Annotated in this window: 15 protein-coding genes and 1 pseudogene; 5 read left to right on the plus strand and 11 right to left on the minus strand. The window is 62.7% G+C overall.

The window, feature by feature from the left end:
* Nucleotides 1-834: a phosphoenolpyruvate hydrolase family protein gene (locus NKF26_RS13480; protein WP_253225606.1), complete on the minus strand. Its 834-nt coding sequence runs from the start codon at nucleotides 832-834 to the stop codon at nucleotides 1-3.
* A 137-nt stretch (nucleotides 835-971) separates the two neighbouring features.
* On the opposite strand from NKF26_RS13480, the gene NKF26_RS13485 reads away from it, so the two are divergent.
* Both NKF26_RS13485 and NKF26_RS13490 read left to right on the plus strand, forming a co-directional pair.
* Entirely contained in the window at nucleotides 972-1,385 is a 414-nt protein-coding gene (locus tag NKF26_RS13485; protein ID WP_253225607.1) for a cupin domain-containing protein, read from the plus strand.
* 135 nt (nucleotides 1,386-1,520) lie between these two features.
* Entirely contained in the window at nucleotides 1,521-2,828 is a 1,308-nt protein-coding gene (locus NKF26_RS13490) for an acetamidase/formamidase family protein (protein WP_253225608.1), read from the plus strand.
* A gap of 15 nt (nucleotides 2,829-2,843) precedes the next feature.
* Here the strand turns inward: NKF26_RS13490 and NKF26_RS13495 are convergent, their stop codons facing one another.
* Nucleotides 2,844-3,149, minus strand: coding sequence for a MoaD/ThiS family protein (locus tag NKF26_RS13495; protein ID WP_253225609.1), 306 nt, complete (start codon nucleotides 3,147-3,149; stop codon nucleotides 2,844-2,846).
* Between the two features lie 194 nt (nucleotides 3,150-3,343).
* Here NKF26_RS13495 and NKF26_RS13500 point away from each other — a divergent pair, with 194 nt between their 5' ends.
* The 3 genes from NKF26_RS13500 (at nucleotide 3,344) to NKF26_RS13510 (ending at nucleotide 7,089) form a co-directional block, all read left to right on the plus strand.
* Nucleotides 3,344-4,426: a hypothetical protein gene (locus NKF26_RS13500; RefSeq protein ID WP_253225610.1), complete on the plus strand. Its 1,083-nt coding sequence runs from the start codon at nucleotides 3,344-3,346 to the stop codon at nucleotides 4,424-4,426.
* 101 nt (nucleotides 4,427-4,527) lie between these two features.
* A complete protein-coding gene (locus NKF26_RS13505) occupies nucleotides 4,528-5,340 on the plus strand; it encodes a hypothetical protein (RefSeq protein WP_253225611.1) in 813 nt (270 codons plus the stop codon).
* A gap of 351 nt (nucleotides 5,341-5,691) precedes the next feature.
* Nucleotides 5,692-7,089, plus strand: a complete 1,398-nt coding sequence (locus NKF26_RS13510; RefSeq protein ID WP_253234440.1) for an ATP-binding protein — start codon at nucleotides 5,692-5,694, stop codon at nucleotides 7,087-7,089.
* 47 nt (nucleotides 7,090-7,136) lie between these two features.
* On the opposite strand, the gene NKF26_RS13515 is transcribed toward NKF26_RS13510, so the two are convergent.
* From NKF26_RS13515 to NKF26_RS13555, 9 genes and pseudogenes are all read right to left on the minus strand, one after another.
* Nucleotides 7,137-8,279, minus strand: coding sequence for an XdhC family protein (locus tag NKF26_RS13515; protein ID WP_253234441.1), 1,143 nt, complete (start codon nucleotides 8,277-8,279; stop codon nucleotides 7,137-7,139).
* On the minus strand, nucleotides 8,276-9,139 hold the full coding sequence (locus tag NKF26_RS13520; protein ID WP_253225614.1) for a DUF364 domain-containing protein: 864 nt from the start codon (nucleotides 9,137-9,139) through the stop codon (nucleotides 8,276-8,278). The genes NKF26_RS13515 and NKF26_RS13520 overlap by 4 nt, the downstream gene beginning before the upstream one ends.
* Nucleotides 9,136-9,741, minus strand: coding sequence for a VWA domain-containing protein (locus NKF26_RS13525; protein ID WP_253234442.1), 606 nt, complete (start codon nucleotides 9,739-9,741; stop codon nucleotides 9,136-9,138). Before NKF26_RS13525 ends, NKF26_RS13520 begins: the two co-directional genes overlap by 4 nt.
* A gap of 880 nt (nucleotides 9,742-10,621) precedes the next feature.
* Nucleotides 10,622-11,413 (minus strand): annotated as a pseudogene (locus tag NKF26_RS13530) (AAA family ATPase); the annotation flags it as partial.
* The gene (locus tag NKF26_RS13535) at nucleotides 11,410-12,567 is read right to left on the minus strand and encodes an XdhC family protein (RefSeq protein ID WP_253225615.1); all 1,158 of its coding nucleotides are present in this window, start codon (nucleotides 12,565-12,567) and stop codon (nucleotides 11,410-11,412) included. The gene NKF26_RS13535 and the pseudogene NKF26_RS13530, both read right to left, overlap by 4 nt.
* Before the next feature lie 66 nt (nucleotides 12,568-12,633).
* Nucleotides 12,634-15,123 (minus strand): aerobic carbon-monoxide dehydrogenase large subunit, encoded by a 2,490-nt coding sequence (locus NKF26_RS13540; RefSeq protein ID WP_253225616.1) that lies wholly within the window; start codon nucleotides 15,121-15,123, stop codon nucleotides 12,634-12,636.
* The gene (locus tag NKF26_RS13545) at nucleotides 15,120-15,827 is read right to left on the minus strand and encodes a (2Fe-2S)-binding protein (RefSeq protein WP_369682145.1); all 708 of its coding nucleotides are present in this window, start codon (nucleotides 15,825-15,827) and stop codon (nucleotides 15,120-15,122) included. The genes NKF26_RS13540 and NKF26_RS13545 overlap by 4 nt, the downstream gene beginning before the upstream one ends.
* A 1-nt stretch (nucleotide 15,828) precedes the next feature.
* Nucleotides 15,829-16,695, minus strand: coding sequence for a xanthine dehydrogenase family protein subunit M (locus tag NKF26_RS13550; protein WP_253225617.1), 867 nt, complete (start codon nucleotides 16,693-16,695; stop codon nucleotides 15,829-15,831).
* Nucleotides 16,692-17,282 (minus strand): CoxG family protein, encoded by a 591-nt coding sequence (locus NKF26_RS13555; protein WP_253225618.1) that lies wholly within the window; start codon nucleotides 17,280-17,282, stop codon nucleotides 16,692-16,694. Before NKF26_RS13555 ends, NKF26_RS13550 begins: the two co-directional genes overlap by 4 nt.
* Between the last annotated feature and the right edge of the window lie 34 nt (nucleotides 17,283-17,316).

A 17,316-nucleotide genomic window follows, 5' to 3' on the forward strand; every position in this document is an offset into this window, starting at 1 on the left:
CTAGAACTCTATCCCTTTGAACTCCCGCGCTTGGTTCCGAATCGCCTCCTCGGTCGGCAGGCGTTCCAGGCTCGATGCGCCGAAGAACCCGACGACGCCCTCCGTCTCGTTGAGCACGTACTCGGCGTCGTCCGGCCACGCTATCGGACCGCCGTGGCAGATGACCATGACGTCCTCGTTGACCGCTTTCGCGGCGTCGTGATGGGCCTGAACGCGTTCCGCGGCGTCGTCCAGATCCAGCGACGTCTCCGCACCGATGTCGCCGGAGGTGGTGAGACCCATGTGCGAAACGATGACGTCGGCACCCACCTCGGTCATTTCGCGGGCTTGCTCCTCGGTGAACACGTACGGACAGGTCAACATGTCCTGCTCGGCGGCCTCCTCGATCATGTCCACCTCTTTATCGTAACCCATCCCCGTCTCCTCGATGTTCTGCCGGAACTGGCTTCCTTCGTCGATGAGTCCGACCGTCGGGAAGTTCTGGACGCCCGAGAATCCGCGACGTTTCAGGTCCTCGATGAAGACGTCCATCTGGCGGAACGGGTCGGTTCCGTTGACCCCCGCGAGGACCGGCGTGTCCTCGACGACGGGCAGGACCTCGTGACCCATCTCCACGACGATTTCGTTGGCATCGCCGTACGGGAGCAGTCCCGCGAGGGAGCCTCGGCCGTTCATCCGATACCGCCCCGAGTTGTAGATGATGAGCATATCGACGCCGCCTCGTTCCGCGAACTTCGCCGAAATGCCGGTTCCCGCACCCGCTCCGATGATCGGTTCGCCTCGGGATACCGTCTCTTCGAGTCGCGCGAGCGACTCCTCGCGTGTGAATTTCATAGCCCTCCCAATCTACATCGAGCACGGTATTCAAGATACTCACCACCGAAGGTTGTCGCGCGTGGACTATCGACCGCTACTACGGACCGTCGCCGCGATACAACTATCGTGATGAACGTCGATCGTTTCCTGGGGCAATGACAGACGAGAACTTCGTCAGCAGCGAGGACGTACCGACCCAGATGTTCGATTGGGGAACGCTCAAATGGATGGCCACTCCCGACGTCAACGGATCCGAGCGATTCAGCGCCGGGAGCGTCCAGCTAGCGCCGGGGAAAGGGCACGAGTTACACACGCACCCGGACAGCGACGAGATCCTCTACATCATCAGTGGGGAGGGAGAACAAACCGTCGAGGACGAAACGCGTGAGGTCGGTCCCGGTGAAATGATTTTCATCCCCGCCGGAACCGAACACGGAACGATAAACACCGGTTGGCAACCGCTGCAACTCCTGGCGGTGTACTCGCCACCCGGTCCGGAGGACGTCTTGGCCGACCTCCCGGAGTGCAAAATCGTGCCCGCCGGTGAGATCCCTAGCCGGGACGACTGATACTCCCGTTTTCCACACCGTTTTCTCGGTCGGAGTTACGATCCATTCCGTCGAGTACTGAGTACGATACGTCGCCGCCCGAAAATTTTCACGATCGTTTATGCTATTAGCGGCCCAAGATAGGAGGCGAGCACCATGGCACAGAAAGAAGTCCAACAGGAACTGTCTGTCGACCAGTATACGCTCGGTCTCGTTGGGCCGGATCAGGAGTGGGCGGGAACCGTTGCGGATGGCGGCACGATCAAAACACATACGCCACCGGCTTGCTGGGGGCCGATGATCACCCCGGAGTTTCGGGGCGGACACGAGGTGACACGCCCGATTCGCGTCGAGAACGCGGAGGTCGGCGACGCGATTGCCCTCTCGATAGAGCGCATCGAAGTGACGAGCATCGCGACGAGTACCGGCAGCATGCGTGAGCGTGAGGGGGCGTTCGGTGACGACCCGTTCGTCGATCACAAATGTCCGGAGTGTGGAACCAAGTGGCCGGAGAGCATCGTGGAAGGGACGGGTGAGGGGTCGATCAAGTGTGCCGAATGCGGAGCGAACGCATCCTCGTTCGGTTTCGAGTACGGCTATACGGTGGTTTTCGATGACGACCGGACGGTGGGACTGACCGTCGGGGAGAGCGGCGCTGATGACCTGGCGAATCGGGCCGACGAGGCGATGGCGCTACCCGAGAACTCCCGGCAACACCCTATCCTGCTGTACGAGCCATCGGAGATGGCGGGAACGCTCGGCCATCTCCGCCCGTTCATCGGCAACATCGGAACGACACCGCCGATCGAGATGCCGGATTCACACAATGCGGGTGACTTCGGCCAGTTCCTCATCGGTGCGGAGCACGATTGGGGGCTTGCCGACGAGGACGAACTCGCCGACCGAACCGACGGCCACATGGATATCAACGCGGTCCGCGAGGGTGCCGTCCTCATTTGTCCCGTCAAAGTCGACGGGGGCGGCATCTACGTCGGCGATATGCACGCCAACCAGGGCGACGGTGAACTGTCTCTCCACACCACCGACGTGAGCGGCCGCGCCGAAATCGGGGTCGAAGTCATCAAAGGCCTCGATATCGACGGCCCGCTTTTGCTCCCGAACGAGGCCGACCTTCCGTACATCAGCAAGCCGTACACCGAAACGGAACTCGAACGCGGCGAACGACTCGCCGCCGACTACGACGTCGAAACGATCCACGACATGGGTCCGTTACAGGTGGTCGGCAGCGGTGCGACGATCAACGACGCGACTGACAACGCCTTCGAACGTGCCGGAGCGCTTCTCGATATGACCGAAGGCGAAGTGCGAGCGCGGTGTACGTTCACCGGCGGTGTCGAAATCGGGCGTTTGCCCGGTGTCGTCCAATTGACGATGCTGGCACCGATGGACCGCCTCGAAGACCGCGGTCTCGCCGATTTGGTTCGGGCACAGTACGACTACTGAGTTCGGTGTTTCTTTTCACGACGGTGTCTCGTGTCCGGCACGGAAACCGTCACCGCTATCGGCACCCCCCTGCACGGCGGGAAATACCGTCAGCTCCGCATCGGCCGGACAACGGTCGTCCGAATCGACGCGCTCCCCGTTCACCGAGAAACGGGCACTGGCCCGGAGTTGCCCGTCGGACGCGTAAAGGTGCGTCTCGGCTCGGGGGTAGTCCTCGACGAAGGCAACGAGTGCCTCTTCGACGGTTCCACCGTCGAACGCGAGGGGAACGGTTTTCTCACCCGTTGCACTTCGGAGCGGGCCGTACACGGTGATGCGCATGCAACACGCTACGATGGTGGACACGAAAAGTGATGCGCGCCGAAAAAGATCTGAAAGGGGTCTTGCTTGCGTTTATACGGTCACTCTCGCTCGAATCGAACCGATTTGAGGATTATTTCCCGATCTCAATTATGGACACTAATTGCCGGAGGGCGTGGAGAAAACTTATGACATTGGGGCTACATTTGTAGCCGATGTCCCGTTCACGACGAACCCTCCTCAAGTCGGCAGGCCTCGCAGTTAGTAGCGGAACGCTCGCGTCGATCGCCGGGTGTCTCGGCGGCCTGTCGTCCGATGGTGGGAGCGGTCCGGCCGAACGATCCACAGCGGATCAGTCCACATCGAATCAGCCTACGACGGACCAGTCGGGGAAAACTCCGTCATCGGATTTCGCGCAGTGGCTCCCCGACCCGTCGAAGACCCCGCTGCGGGATGGCTATGGCGTCCTGTATTTCGACGTCACAGCGATCCGTGACCACCGAAATTCGATGCACGAGAACGCTTACTCCCGACTCGAAAAGGAGATGTTGCGTTCCATCCCCAGCGACTACGTCGACGTGGCTGACGTCGACACCTCGATAACGCTCGACTTCGTCGCGGAACTGGCCCTCGGATCGTTCGATCCGGAGACGGTCGGCGAGAAACTCGCCAGCGACGGGGAGTCGCCCGCAACGACGTCACGGGGTGCCGCGACGACAACGCGAAACAGTACGACAACGCGAACTACTCGGTCGGACCGGGAACGGTATCGCGGGTTCGACCTCTACGGTACGAACCGAGTCTACGCGGTCTCGGAAGACGCCCTGCTAATGATGTCCCCGATGATCGAGGGTGATTCGGTCGATAACGCCAAAGCGATCATCGACGCGGCAACGACGGAGACGAGCCACTACGCCGACGGTAACGAGTACGTGTCGTCGATGCTCGGGGTCGTCGACGACCCACACGCGCTCTGGTGCTATCCGGAGGCGATGGACGGGTCGACCTCTCGCGGCTTCCGAAAGGACGTCATCACGGGCGAACTCAAATCGTGGCGATTCGGGAGCGAGACGACCCACCTCACGTTTGCGGACACGTATCCCGACGAAGAGACGGCAAAGAGCGGTGAACTGGCGAACTACATCGAATCGCAGTCCCGCCGATTCGGTTCGTACGACGGCCTCGACGTCGAAATCGATGGTCTGATGGCGTGGGCCGATGGAACCACTCCGACGAACGAGTTCGATCATCTGTCGGCCGGTGGCCCGAGCGATGGCGTCCACACCACGTACAACTGACGCCCTCTCTAAAACTTCGAACCATCTCCGCCGGTCGGTGTCCCCACGGGCCAGCAGTCGTTGGGAAGGATTTAACTGACAGCCATCCAATCGTTCGACGGATGTCCACCGCTTTCGGCGATGCCCTCCGCGAACGTCTCACGCTGCGAGCCGTTTTCTCTTGGCTCGCCGCGCTCGCCATCTTTCACTTCTTCCTCGAATCGACGGCTCCCCAGTTAGCAACGACGGCCTTCGCAACCGTCAGCGCCGGTCTCACCGATCTTTTTTCGGACGCCTACGACCTCCGAAAATCCGTGACGCACGCTGGTTTCGGAGTGCAGTTGCTTCTCAGCGGTGTCGCGTTGTCCGTGTTCGACGACGAAACCGTGTTGTTCCCGGCCGCGTTCCTCGTCGTCGGGGCTTGGTTCGTCCTCAACGCCGTACAGACGGTTCGTCACGAGGGGGCGACCGTCCCCGAGACGAACCGAGACGGCCACGACGTGTACGGCGAGTACGTCGCCAAACGCATCTACGATATTCTCGACGACCGGCCGCAAACGCGCCGCGAACTCGGCGAATCGATCGAAGCTAACGACGAGGTCGTCGATGCGGCCATCGACCGACTGCTGGATCGGGATGCCGTTACGCGAGTCGGGAGCGAGTTCCGGATTTCCCCATCCACGGACTCGGATGGGCTGACCCGTCTTCAACGTCGTATCTCCGGCGTGCTCCGACGGATTGCCCGACCGATCACGCTCGAATTCGAGGGATCGGATGGTGCCCACGTCGACCGCGACGACTCCCGGGGAACCACCACTGATAGACGGACTGCTCGTTCCCGGGAAACCGACTCCCGAACGACGCACGACGACCCCGATTCACACGAGGTGAGTACGTATTCGAATCGCCAGCGGGAATCCGAATCGGCGAAGTAGTTACTCGCCATTTTTCGTCCGTATCGATGATTCCCCGGTCAGGATGCGGGCTCGTTTGTCAAGAAACGTCGAAAACCGTTATTGTTGGTCAGTATTAATAATACGGCTGGTCGGGGTGAACGTCGTGTTTGCCTGGAGGGCTTTGGAAGGCCCCCGACCTGTCATGCTCCGTGTCTTCTGCATCGATGAGCGTGCAAAACCGGATGGTGCACCCGTTAAGACGAATCTAGTACTGCTTCTACCGTCATTCGACGACCGAAATAACCTCTTTCCAAATAGCCAATTTTCAATTAGGCTATTTCTATTTAGGCTATTCGGAAGTATTATCCTGCTACGGGAACGAGGTAGCTCATGGATCGATTCGTGAATCGGGAGGCCGAACTGTCACGGTTACGGGACTGCTACACCTCCGGTGAAGCCGAAATGGTCGTCGTTTTCGGCCGTCGTCGTCTCGGGAAAACGCAACTGGTGCAGCACTCGCTCGCGGGGAGAGACGACGCGGTCCTGTACCAAGCGACGGAGACGACACCCCAAATACAACTCGACGAGTTCGTCGATGTCGCGTCGGAATCGTTCCCGGGCATTACTCAGATCAAGCAAAATTGGGAGGCTCTCCTCGGCTACCTTGGTGACCGAGACGGAATCGTCGTTCTCGATGAATTCCCATACCTCATCGATGCCGACGAAAGTCTTCCCTCGGTCATTCAACGGCTGTGGGATCAGCGGTTTCGGGATACCGCGGGGACACTCATCTTGGTTGGATCGTCGATCAGTATGATGGAAGAGGCGACGCTGTTGGGTAACAGTCCTCTGTATGGCCGATTCACGGAGCGGTTGGATCTTCGACCCCTCGACTTCACTGCCGCGCAGGAGTTCGTCCCGACCAGCTACTCGCCGGAAGAGAGAATCTATACGTGGGGCATCTTCGGCGGCGTTCCGTACTATCTCGACGGTATCGAACTCGATCACGACCTCGGAACGGTTCTCACGGACGAAATCCTTTCACAGCGGGGGTATCTCCACAACGAACCGGAGTACGTCCTGCGAACCGAACTCACGAACCCGAATCGGTACTTCGCGATCCTCACCGCAATTGCGGCCGGGAAGACGGCATCGAACGAGATCGCACAGGCGGTGGGCATCGACGGAAAACAGATTTCGACGTACACCCAGAAGTTAGAACGGCTCCGCCTCATCGAACGGGAGGTACCACTGACCGAGGAAAAGTCGAAATCGCGTCGTGGCCGCTACCGTATTCTCGATCCACTGTTTCGGTTCTGGTTCCGGTTCGTTTACGGGAACGAAGATCGGTACGAACGGTTGGGTGGAGACGCTTACGAGGCCGTGATCGAACCGGAACTCCCTGACTTCGTCAGCCCCGAGTTCGAAGTACTGTGTCAAGAAGCGCTCCCTCGCCTGTACCCGGAGAAGACGTTTCTCGACATCGGCCGATGGTGGTACAAGAATCACGAGGTCGATGCCGTCGGATTCACCACGGATGGAACGATGGTCGCCGGAGAGTGCAAATTCACGGCCGCGCCGCTCGACTACAGCGCGCTCGCATCACTCGAAACCCACGCGGAAGAAATTCGCTGGTCACCGGATTCGGGTGAGACTCCCACAAGAAAATACGCCCTCTTTACGCGAAATGGCGCGACACGATCGGTTCGTGAGGCGGTGTCCGAGAGAGACGACGTACGGTTGTTCACGCTCGACGACGTGACTCACCACGTCGCGCAGAACGAGTGAACGGAGGCCTTTCGTCGGTCAAATCGAGGCATTCCACGGGGCATCGCTCAATCGGTATCCATCGACGGCGTCACCCGGTCGTGGATCGTTCCCTCGCGTTCCCTGAGGTGCTTCGGGTCTCGGTCGTTACGCACGGCGACGATTTCCGAGACGATACTGAGCGCGATTTGATACGGCGACCCGCCACCGAGGTCGAGTCCCACTGGAGTGAACAACCGTGTTAGCTCGTCGCTGCTGAACGTTTTCCCTTCCGTTTTGAAGTCATCGAGCATCTCTTCGAACCGCTCGTGGGGACCCATGAGACCGATGTACGGCACTTTGGTCCGAAGGAGTTCGTCGACGACGATCCGGTCGTCGACGAAGTTGTGGGTGGCGACGACGACGTAGGTGTCCGCGTCGAAGTTGAGCGTGTCACGGATCCGTGCGGGGGACGTGGAACGCACGTCGGCGGCGTTCGGGAAGCGGTCGGACGTCGCCGTTGCTCCCCTGAAGCCGACGACCGTTACGCGGAAGTCCGCCATCGTCCCGAGTTCGATGATCGGTCGAACATCGTTTCCGGTGCCGACGACCACGAGGTCGTCGGGCGAGCGGTGGCTGTCGACGAAAATCGAGACGTCATCGACGACGACGGTTTCCGAGGTACCATCGGCGAGGAGGGGAGCGACGACCTCCTGAAGGGGATCGAAACTGAACTCCGCGTCGTCGTCCACGTCGAAACCGTCCGCTTCGGGGTCGTAGTACGCCCGCGTTCCGACCAGGTCGCCCGGACCGTCGGTGACGGTGACGACGCCGAGGTCGCGGCCGTCACCGACGGCATCGAGGACGGGTCGATAGCCCTCGTCGAGCGGTTCGAGGAGGATGTCGATGACGCCGTTACACCCGACGCCGAGTCCCCAGACGTCGTCGTCCGCTTCGGGCATCAGGTCGTACGTCTCCAGGCGCGGTTCCCCGGATGCGAGCACGTCCGCGGCGAGACGCTGAACCTCGTCTTCCAGACAGCCAGCGGTGATGTGGCCGACTTCCGTCCCGTCCTCGGAGACGAGCATCTTCGCTCCCGGGCGACGATACGCGCTCCCTTCGACGTCGACGACGGTAGCAAGGACGCCTCGGTCGCCGCGTTCCACGAGTTCACGGGCTCGTTGTAACACTTCGTTCTCCGGTGTACTCCAATCGTTGTCGGTTTTGTTCATGGTTTTGATTGTCCTGTTTCGGATGGTCTTTCGTTCGTTTCGTCCGGTTGTTCGCCGTCCAGTCCGAGCCCCGGCAGCACCGCGCTTCGGGCGACGTACACCTTCTCCAGTCCGCTGTCGTGCAGGTCGGTCCCGCAGTCTCCCGCTCGCACACTCGCTCGAACGCTCGTCGGATTTCGCACTCGCGCCCCTGCCACGAGGTCGACACCGGCATCGAAGGCCGGACCGGGGACGAACGATGCCGTCGCACCCACGAGGACGACGAGCGGCACGTCGGCGGATCTCAGTGCCGAGAGATAGCGATCCAATCCCCCGTACACCAGCGTCGACCCGGTGATAAAGCAGACGTCCGCACCCGCAAACGCCGTCTCACACTCGTCCGGCGGGAACAGATCGACGGTCACGTCGTCCGGCGACGTGACGGAATCAGGTGGCTCGCGTTCGACCACGCGTACGTCGACGGCGCTGAACTTCCGGAACGCTGGACGGAACAGGCCGACCGTGGCGATCGTGGCGACGGCGTCGTCGAGGGACGCCATCGGGTCGCCCGATTGCCACTCGACTTCGGGGGCGGAGAGGGCGTTCAGCGTCGCGATACCCACGGCTCGGCGTACCTTTCCGTCGATGTTCCCGTCGGTCGCCAGCGATGCGAGCGCGGAAACGTTCTCGGGCCACGATTCCGGGCGCTCGCCCCGCGGCCGATGGGCGACCCCCGCGAGGTGACCGTGGTCGGGGTGCGTGAGTTCGACGAGAACAACGCGCTCGCCGACGGTCACGCGCGGAGCCGTCGCGGTCGTCGCCGTCCCCTGAACGCTGGCATAGATTCGGTCCACGAGGTCGGTATCGCGCGGTTCGGTCATCCAGCAGTGACACCTCCCCCCGCGACTCGCTCGCGGAAATCGTATTCGAAGCCCATCGGCCCGCGCGGTCCGTATCGGTCGAGTTGCCGCGCGACCTCCGCCACGTCCTGCGGACCGGCGAAGGCGAACAGGCCGTCGACGTATGGGAGGACGGCGGCCATTCCCCGACAGGTCGGTTCGTACGCCGGTGAGGCGGCGAGCGGGTTCAGCCACAGAATCGACCCCGAGCGAAGGGAAAGCCGTGCCATCGCCGCTTCGAGGTCGTCGATGTCACCCACGTCGAGGCCGTCGCTAACGACGAGCGTCGCCGTCCGATAGTCGATGGCGGTCGGCCACCGTGTCAGGAGTGTCGACAGCGACGCGCCGATTTTCGTGCCGCCGCCCCACACCACCTCGGCGTGTTCGAGCGCGGTTGCCGGATCGTCGTCGGCCCGTTCGAAGACGTCAGTTACCTCCCCGATGTCCGTATCGAAGAAGAAGATTCTGACTGACCGACAGTCACGTACGAGTGACTCCAGAAACGTGAGGAGGAACCCCCGGTCGATCGCATCGAGAACCGACCGACTCACGTCCACGAGGACGCACGCGCGGACCTCGCTCACCCGCCGGTCCCGCGTCGGAAGCGACGGGGGGGACGCCGCCCGTCGAAAGGCTCTCTCGAAGCAGTCGTCGCGCGTCGATGGCGTACCCGGTTCGGTCCGGGTGCCACCGTCGTCCCGAGAGCGTCGCCAGGGCGCGTTCGAACCGCGTTACTGTCGTCCAAGCACGGTCGCCGTTTCCCTCGTCTTCGACCTCTTGCCCTTCACCGCTCGCGCTGAACGTCCCCGAACGGTGGTCATCGAGGAATCGTTCGAGGGGGCTCTCGGTCTCGTCGGCGATTCTCCGCGTTCTGATCGCCGACTCGGAGGGAGTCTCCTTCCCCACATCGCCGAGAGCATCTTCGAGCAGTTCCTTCGACTCGGAGTCCGTGGAAGCGTCGGCGGGTGGATGTTCGGATGGCCGACCGGATTCGATGGGGCGACTCATGTCATCCGCCGTGGCAATCGCTTCGAGACCGGTCTTGAGACGGTACCAGAATACGGGGAAACGCTCGTCGAACACCTCGCTGTCGTGCGGGTCGGAGACGAGCGTTGCGTGCGTCGCGGCGCGGACGCGGCCTCGGTCGGTGAACCCCGTCGCCGCGAGCGCTTCGACCGCCGAAAGCGACCCGTCGACGGGTACGTCGACGCCGTGAAATCGGAGCGTCCGTGCGAAGCGGACGACCTGTGTGATGACGTGGTCGCGTGCGCCGACGAAGTCCGGACGACGTTCACCGACCGTCGCCGGGACTCGATCCGTTTCCGTCCCGTTTCGTCGGCCCGCTTCGCTGGCGGCGGTCACCAGTCGGTCAAGGTGGTCGGTATCGACGAGTGCACGCTCGGCCGCCTCCGCTCGGAGTTCGATGAGCGTTCGCTCGACTGTCGTGGCACTGAGATTCTCCATCTCCGCATCGCTCCGGAGGGTTGCGACCGCTCGCGCCCAGTCGAGCGTCTCGGCGACGCCCGGTCCCGTGAGGAACGACTCCTCACGGAGACGCCGGACGATACCACACACCTCGCTGGCGACGGTGGCGTCGAGGTGGGGAACGTTCCGCCGGACGATTTGGCACTCCGCTTCGAACGACGGTGGTTCGACGTGGAGGGAGAGACACCGTCGTTTGAGTGCATCGCTCACCCTCCGTGTCCGATTCGATGTGATGACGACGATAGGGGGTCGTTGGGCGGTAACGGTGCCGTACTCCGAAATGCTGACCTGATAGTCGGAGAGCAGTTCGAGGAGGAACGCCTCGAACTCTTCGTCCGATCTGTCGATTTCGTCGATGAGGAGTACCGGCGGCGTGACGCCATCGTGTGTGAGCGCCTGCAACAGCGGGCGTTCGAGGAGGAACCCCGAATCGAAGACGGAGTTCGTTTCGTCGATCGATCGCTCACCCGATCGAATCGCCAGCAACTGCTTCGTGTAGTTCCACTCGTACAGCGTGCTCTCGGCGGTCAGTCCCTCGTAACACTGGAGGCGGATGAGTTCCGTGTCGAACCCGTCGGCGAGCGCCTTCCCGAGTTCGGTCTTGCCGCTCCCCGGATCGCCCTCGACGAGCAGCGGCTTGCCGAGTTTGAGGGCCAAAAAGACGGTCGTCAGCAGTTCGTCATCGGCCACGTACCCCGTCTCCGCAAACCGTTCCCCGAGGTCGGTTTGGGTCAGGTCGGCGAACGGATCATCGTCCGCTCGTTCGTTCATCTGAGTCGCTCCTCCATGCGGAAGCGTTCGGGGTCGTCTTCGAACGCGTCGGCGCATCCCTGTCCACAGAAGTAGTAGGTCTCGCCGTCGAGGTCGACCGTCGCGGCGGCCTCGTCCGTGACGACGTCCATGCCGCAGACCGGATCGATCACCGTTTCCCCGTTCTTCGCATTCGCATCCGCGCCCTCATCCTCGCCCACGTCCTCATTTTCGTCCACGCCCTCATTCTCATCCGCGTCCGCGTTCGCTTCCTCACCGTCGTTCGCCGCTTCGTCCCTTTCGGTTCGGGTTTCGATTCCCTCGCTCGGGACGGGCGGACGGTCCGTCGCACCGCGTCGGGCCGCCACGAGTTCCGCGAGGATGCTCAGTGCGATCTCCTCGGGCGTTTCGGCTCGCAGATCGAGACCGGCGGGGACGACCACCGCGTCGGCGACGTCGTCGGCGTCGACGCCGAGGCGCTCGGCCACGTCCTCGAACAGGTTCTTCGCCCGTCTCCTGCTGGCGACGAGTCCGACGTACGGAACCCCCGCTCGAAGCCCGATTTCGATCCCGCTCTCGTCGAACGCCCCCATCGTCGCGACGACGATAGCCTCAGCCCCCTCGATCCGTTCGACGACACCCTCGTCGTCGGGGGTGATCGTCTCGTCCGCCCGAGGGCCGGTCTCCGAATCGGCGACGACGGTCACCACGTACGACATGTCGCCCGCGAGTCGAGCGAGTGAGCGTGCCATCGGCGAGTCGCCGATGACCACGAGTCGCGGTGTCGGCATCACCGGTTCGACGAACAGTTCGAGGACGCCGCCGCTGTGGCACGTCATCGGGAACGCGTCGAGGCCGGGACGAGCGACGGTGTCCGGGTCAGGTGCCAATCCTAACAGCGCCGATTTTCCCGTCCGTAGGGCGCGTTTGGCTTCGCGGACGGCGACCGACTGTGCGCAGGCGGCACCACCGACCCACCCCACCAGTTCCCCGTCGGGCGTCACGAGCGCTCTGTCACCCACGTTCACGGAGACCGGTGGTTCTCGCCGGACGACGGTCACCACGGCGAACGAACGGCCAGCTTCGCGCCACTCGCTGGCCAGTCGGTCCACCTTCTCGGGCGAGGTGGCGTCCCGTTCGGTCGGGTCGTCGTCGGGTGGTCTGTCTGTCGTCATCTTCTGATGCGTGCTACTAGTACACACGGGTCGCGTGCGAAAGAGGATGTCGCCGCCGAGACCGGATCAGTCGGCATCGGCCTCTTCGGTGTCGACATCGACGTGATCCGCTGGCTCACACGAGAGACCCGCTTCGTCCAACTTCTCCCAAACGCGGTCGGGCGTCAGTGGCATATCCACGTGACGGACGCCCGCGTGAGACAACGCATCGACGGCGGCGTTGACGATAGCGGGTGGTGACCCGACGGTCGGGGATTCGCCGACGCCCTTCGCTCCGATCGGATGGTGGGGCGACGGCGTGACCGTGTAGTCGGTGTCGATGTGCGGAATTTCGGCGGCGGTCGGGAGGAGGTAGTTCATGAAGTCTCCCCCGGTCACGTTGCCGTTTTCGTCGTAGGTGACGTGTTCGAGGAGCGCGGTTCCCATCCCCTGTGCGACGCCGCCGTGGACCTGTCCCTCGATGACCATCGGGTTGATGCGGTTCCCACAGTCGTCGAGCGCGTAGAACTGTTGGATGTCGAGGTGACCGGTTTCGCGGTCGATCTCCACGACGCAGACGTACGCCCCGAACGGGTAGGTCATGTTCGGCGGGTCGTAGTAATCGACCGCCTCCAGACCCGGTTCCTGATTCGCGGGAGAGTTCATGTAGGAGGCGGCGGCGATTTCCGTTATCGACATCGACCGGTCGGGAGCGCCTTCGACGTGGAACGACCCCGAATCTCGGTCCCACGCGACGTCCGCCTCGGCGACTTCGAGTTCGTTAGCGGCGATGCTCTTTGCCTTTTCACGCACTTTCCGCGCCGCGACCGCAGTCGCGGCCCCGCCGACCGGAGTCGACCGCGAGGCGTACGTCCCGAGGCCGTACGGTTCGGAGTCGGTGTCGCCGTGTTCGATCGTCACGTCGTCCACGTCGAGACCGAGTTCCTCGGCGACGATCTGTGCGAAGGTGGTCTCGTGGCCCTGTCCCTGCGTCTGGACGCCGATGCCGACCGTCGCCTTCCCGGTCGGATGAACGCGAATCTCGGCGGAGTCGAACATCTCGACGCCGACGATGTCACACTGCTTTCCCGGACCGGCACCGACGATTTCGGTGAACGTCGAGAGTCCGATGCCGAGCAACTTCTCCTCGTCCTCGTCGATGCGCCGCTGTTGCTCTTCGAGGAGTTCCTCGTAGCCGACTCCCTCCAAGGCCTTGTCGAGGGCGCGCGTGTAGTCGCCGGAGTCGTAGGTCCATCCCGTGGCGCTATCGTAGGGGAACGAATCCTTCGGGATGAAGTTCTTCCGCCGGACCTCCGCCGGGTCCATGTCGAGTTCGTCGGCGAGGACGTCCACCATCCGTTCGATGAGGTAGATGGCCTCGGTGACGCGGAAGGAACACCGATACGCGATTCCCCCCGGTGCGGTGTTGGTGTAGATACCTTCGAGTTTGCCGTGGGCGGCGTCGATGTCGTAGGACCCGGTGAATATCTTGAAAAAGCCCGCCGGGAACTTCGAGGGTTGGGCCGCGGCGTTGTAGGCCCCGTGGTTCGCCAGCACGTCGACGTCGACGCCCTCGATGATGCCGTCCTCCGTCGCCGCGATACGACCCGTCATGTCGTAGTCGCGGGCGAAGGCGGTGGTCTGGATGTTCTCCGACCGCTCTTCGACCCACTTCACCGGCTGACCGATGACGTACGACGCCGCGGCGGCGACGACGTAGCCGGGGTAGATGGGCACCTTGTTGCCGAACCCGCCGCCCACGTCGGGACTGACGATTCGAATCTTGTTCTCGGGGATTCCGGAAACCATCGAGAACAGCGTCCGATGGGCGTGGGGTGCCTGGGACGTCATGTGGACGGTCATCTTCTCGTTGGCCGTATCCCAGTCGGCCACACAGCCGCAGGTTTCGATGGGTGCGGGGTGGATACGCTGGTAGTACATGTCCTGCTCGACGACGACGTCCGCATCGTCGAAGGCGGCCTTCGTCGCGTCCTCGTCCCCCGTCTCCCACGTGAAGATGTGATTGCTCTCCTGTCCCTCGATGTCGTCGCGGACCAGCGGCGCGTCCTCCTCCATCGCCGCCTTCGCGTCCACGACGGGGTCGAGCGTCTCGTAATCGACGCGCACCTTCTCGGCCCCGTCCTTGGCGATGTAGCGATCCTCGGCGATGACGGCCGCCACCTCCTGCGACTGGAATTTCACTTTATCGGAGACGAGGACGTCCTGCGTGTCGGACATCAGGGTCGGCATCGTCGCGAGGTCGTGGGCCGCGAGGTCCTCGGCGGTGAGGACCGCGACGACCCCATCGAGCGCTTCCGCCCCGCTGGTATCGATGTCGTTTATCCGGGCGTGGGCGTACGGACTGCGGACGATTTCGCAGTGGAGCATCCCGTCCTTCTTGATGTCGTCGACGTAGTTGCCCCGGCCGGTGATGAACCGTCGGTCCTCCTTGCGTTTTACCTCCTGGCCCATGCCACCACGACCGTGTCCGTGGTCGGCCTCGGGGTGCGGGCCGCCGTCGGCGTCGTGTCGATACCCCTCGTCCGGTTTTTCGCTGCGATCGAACTCGCTGCTCATGGGGAGTCACCTCCGTCGTCCGCGGTCCGGGTCCCGTCTGTCGTTCTGTCCCCCGACAAATCCCGGCAGCAGGAGTCCGCCCCGCATCCCATCGTCTTGCCGCCGTCAGTCACCTTGCCATCGTCGGTCGCTTCGCCGCCGTCCGTCGCTGTGGCCTCCGCCTCGGCGTCCGTCTGTTCGTTTTCGACGGGCGACTCCGACGGTTCGCGGCCGTTGAGCACGTCCGCCGCGTACTCGATGGACTTGACGATATTTTGATAGCCCGTGCATCGACAGAGGTTGCCGCTGATCTTCTCGCGAATCTCCGCCTCCGTCGGGTCCGGGTTCTCGTCCAGCAGGGCTTTTCCGGCCATGATCATGCCCGGCGTGCAGTAGCCACACTGGAGGCCGTGCATCTGGCGGAAGCCCTCCTGAATCGGGTGGAGATCGCTCTCTCCCATTCCCGCTTCCTCCAGGCTCCCCATTCCCTCGACGGTCGTGATGTCGCTTCCGTCGGCTTGCACGGCGAAGAGGAGACACGACTTGTAGGCTTCGCCGTCCATGTTGATCGTACACGCCCCGCAGTTCCCGGTGTCACAGCCGATGTGCGTGCCGGTCAGGTCGAGGTTCTCCCGAATCGCGTGTACGAGTAGCTCTCGTGGCTCGACGCTCAGTTCGTGTTCGGTTCCGTTGATCGTGAGTGTGATGTCCTTCGTCTGGTTCATGTCAGTCCCCTCCCGCCCGTTCCGTTGCGTCGGCAAGCGCCCGCTGCGTGAGGACTCGGACCATGTTTTCCTTGTATTCGACGCTCCCGTGTTCGTCGGCTTCGGGATTCGACGCCTCCGCGGCGAGTTCACCCGCCCGCTTGAACAGGTCGGCACTGGGCGATTCGTCTTCGAGCGCCTTGGCGGCGTCGGGAACGGAAACGTTCGTGATGTCGACCGCCGTCAGTGCGACGGTCGCATCGGTGATGACGCCATCGTCCACTCTCACACGGGCACCCACTCCGACCATCGCGTAGTCGCCGACCTTCCGTTTCAGTTTGTGATACGCGCTCCCCTCGTCGTCCGGCGGCACCGGTACTCGAAGTTCGGTGGCGAGTTCCCCCTCCTCCAGGTTGTTGTCGTAGGGGAGGAGGAAGAACTCGTCCGCGGGGATGACGCGTTCGCCGTCAGGTCCCTGCGCGACCACGTCTCCCTCGTGAGCCAACAGTACGGTCGCCCAGTCGCCCTTCGGGTCCGATTGGGCAACCGATCCGACGACCGTTCCGCGGTTGCGGATCTGCGGATCCGCGACGAGCGGTGCGGTATCGGCAAAACTGCCGTACTTCTCGGCGATGAGCGGCGATTCCTCGATCTCGACGTGCCGCGTGAGGGCACCGATCTTCAGATACCCATCCTCCTCGCGAAGATAGTCGAGATCCTCGATGCGGTTCAGATCGACGACGGTCGACGGTCGGGCCAGCCGAAACCGCATCAGGGGAACGAGGCTCTGTCCCCCGGCGAGGATGGTCGGTTCGTCGAGACTGCCGAGGAGGTCCACCGCCTCGTCGACGGTCGTCGGTTCGTGATGTTCGAATTGTGCGGCTTTCATAGCAAGTTCCTGAGTCGGTTCGTGATACTCCGTCCCTGTTCGCTCTCGTCGACGTCCGACATCTGCTGCTGGATGTTCGTGAAAAACTGGCTCACTATCTTGTCGGCGACCGGGTTGAGCACTCGGCCGCCCAACTGTGCAATTCGCCCGGAGACGTCGGCTCCCGTCCACCACTCGACCTTCGACCCGGCGTCGGTCTCGCTGATGGTCATTCCGGATTCCATCTCGAAACTGCTGTCCGAGGCGGCACCACCGCCGGTTGCCACCATTTTGGGATACTCCCGTTCGGTGATGGTGACCCGTGTTTCGAATCGCGGTTTCACGCTCCCGACGCCGATCTGCATCAACGCCGCGTACTTGCCCCCTTCCACGAACGCTCGATCCGCAACGACCTCCGGATCGACGTCGGGCAACGTCGGGACGTCCTCCTCAGGTTCGTAATTGTCGAAATCGAAGTTGCCGTCCTCCATCGGGACGATGTAGCGACATCCCTTCAGCGCATCCCGAACGGCGACGGGATCCGACAATACGACCCAGGCGTCCTCCGGCTCTACCCCCTCCAGTTCGAATTCACCCTCGAACTCCATGCCTGTATGCTCCTGTCCGAGTCCGTAGACTCGT

Origin of the sequence: Haladaptatus sp. AB618 (genome assembly GCF_024136965.1) — an archaeon.
Lineage (GTDB): Archaea > Halobacteriota > Halobacteria > Halobacteriales > Haladaptataceae > Haladaptatus.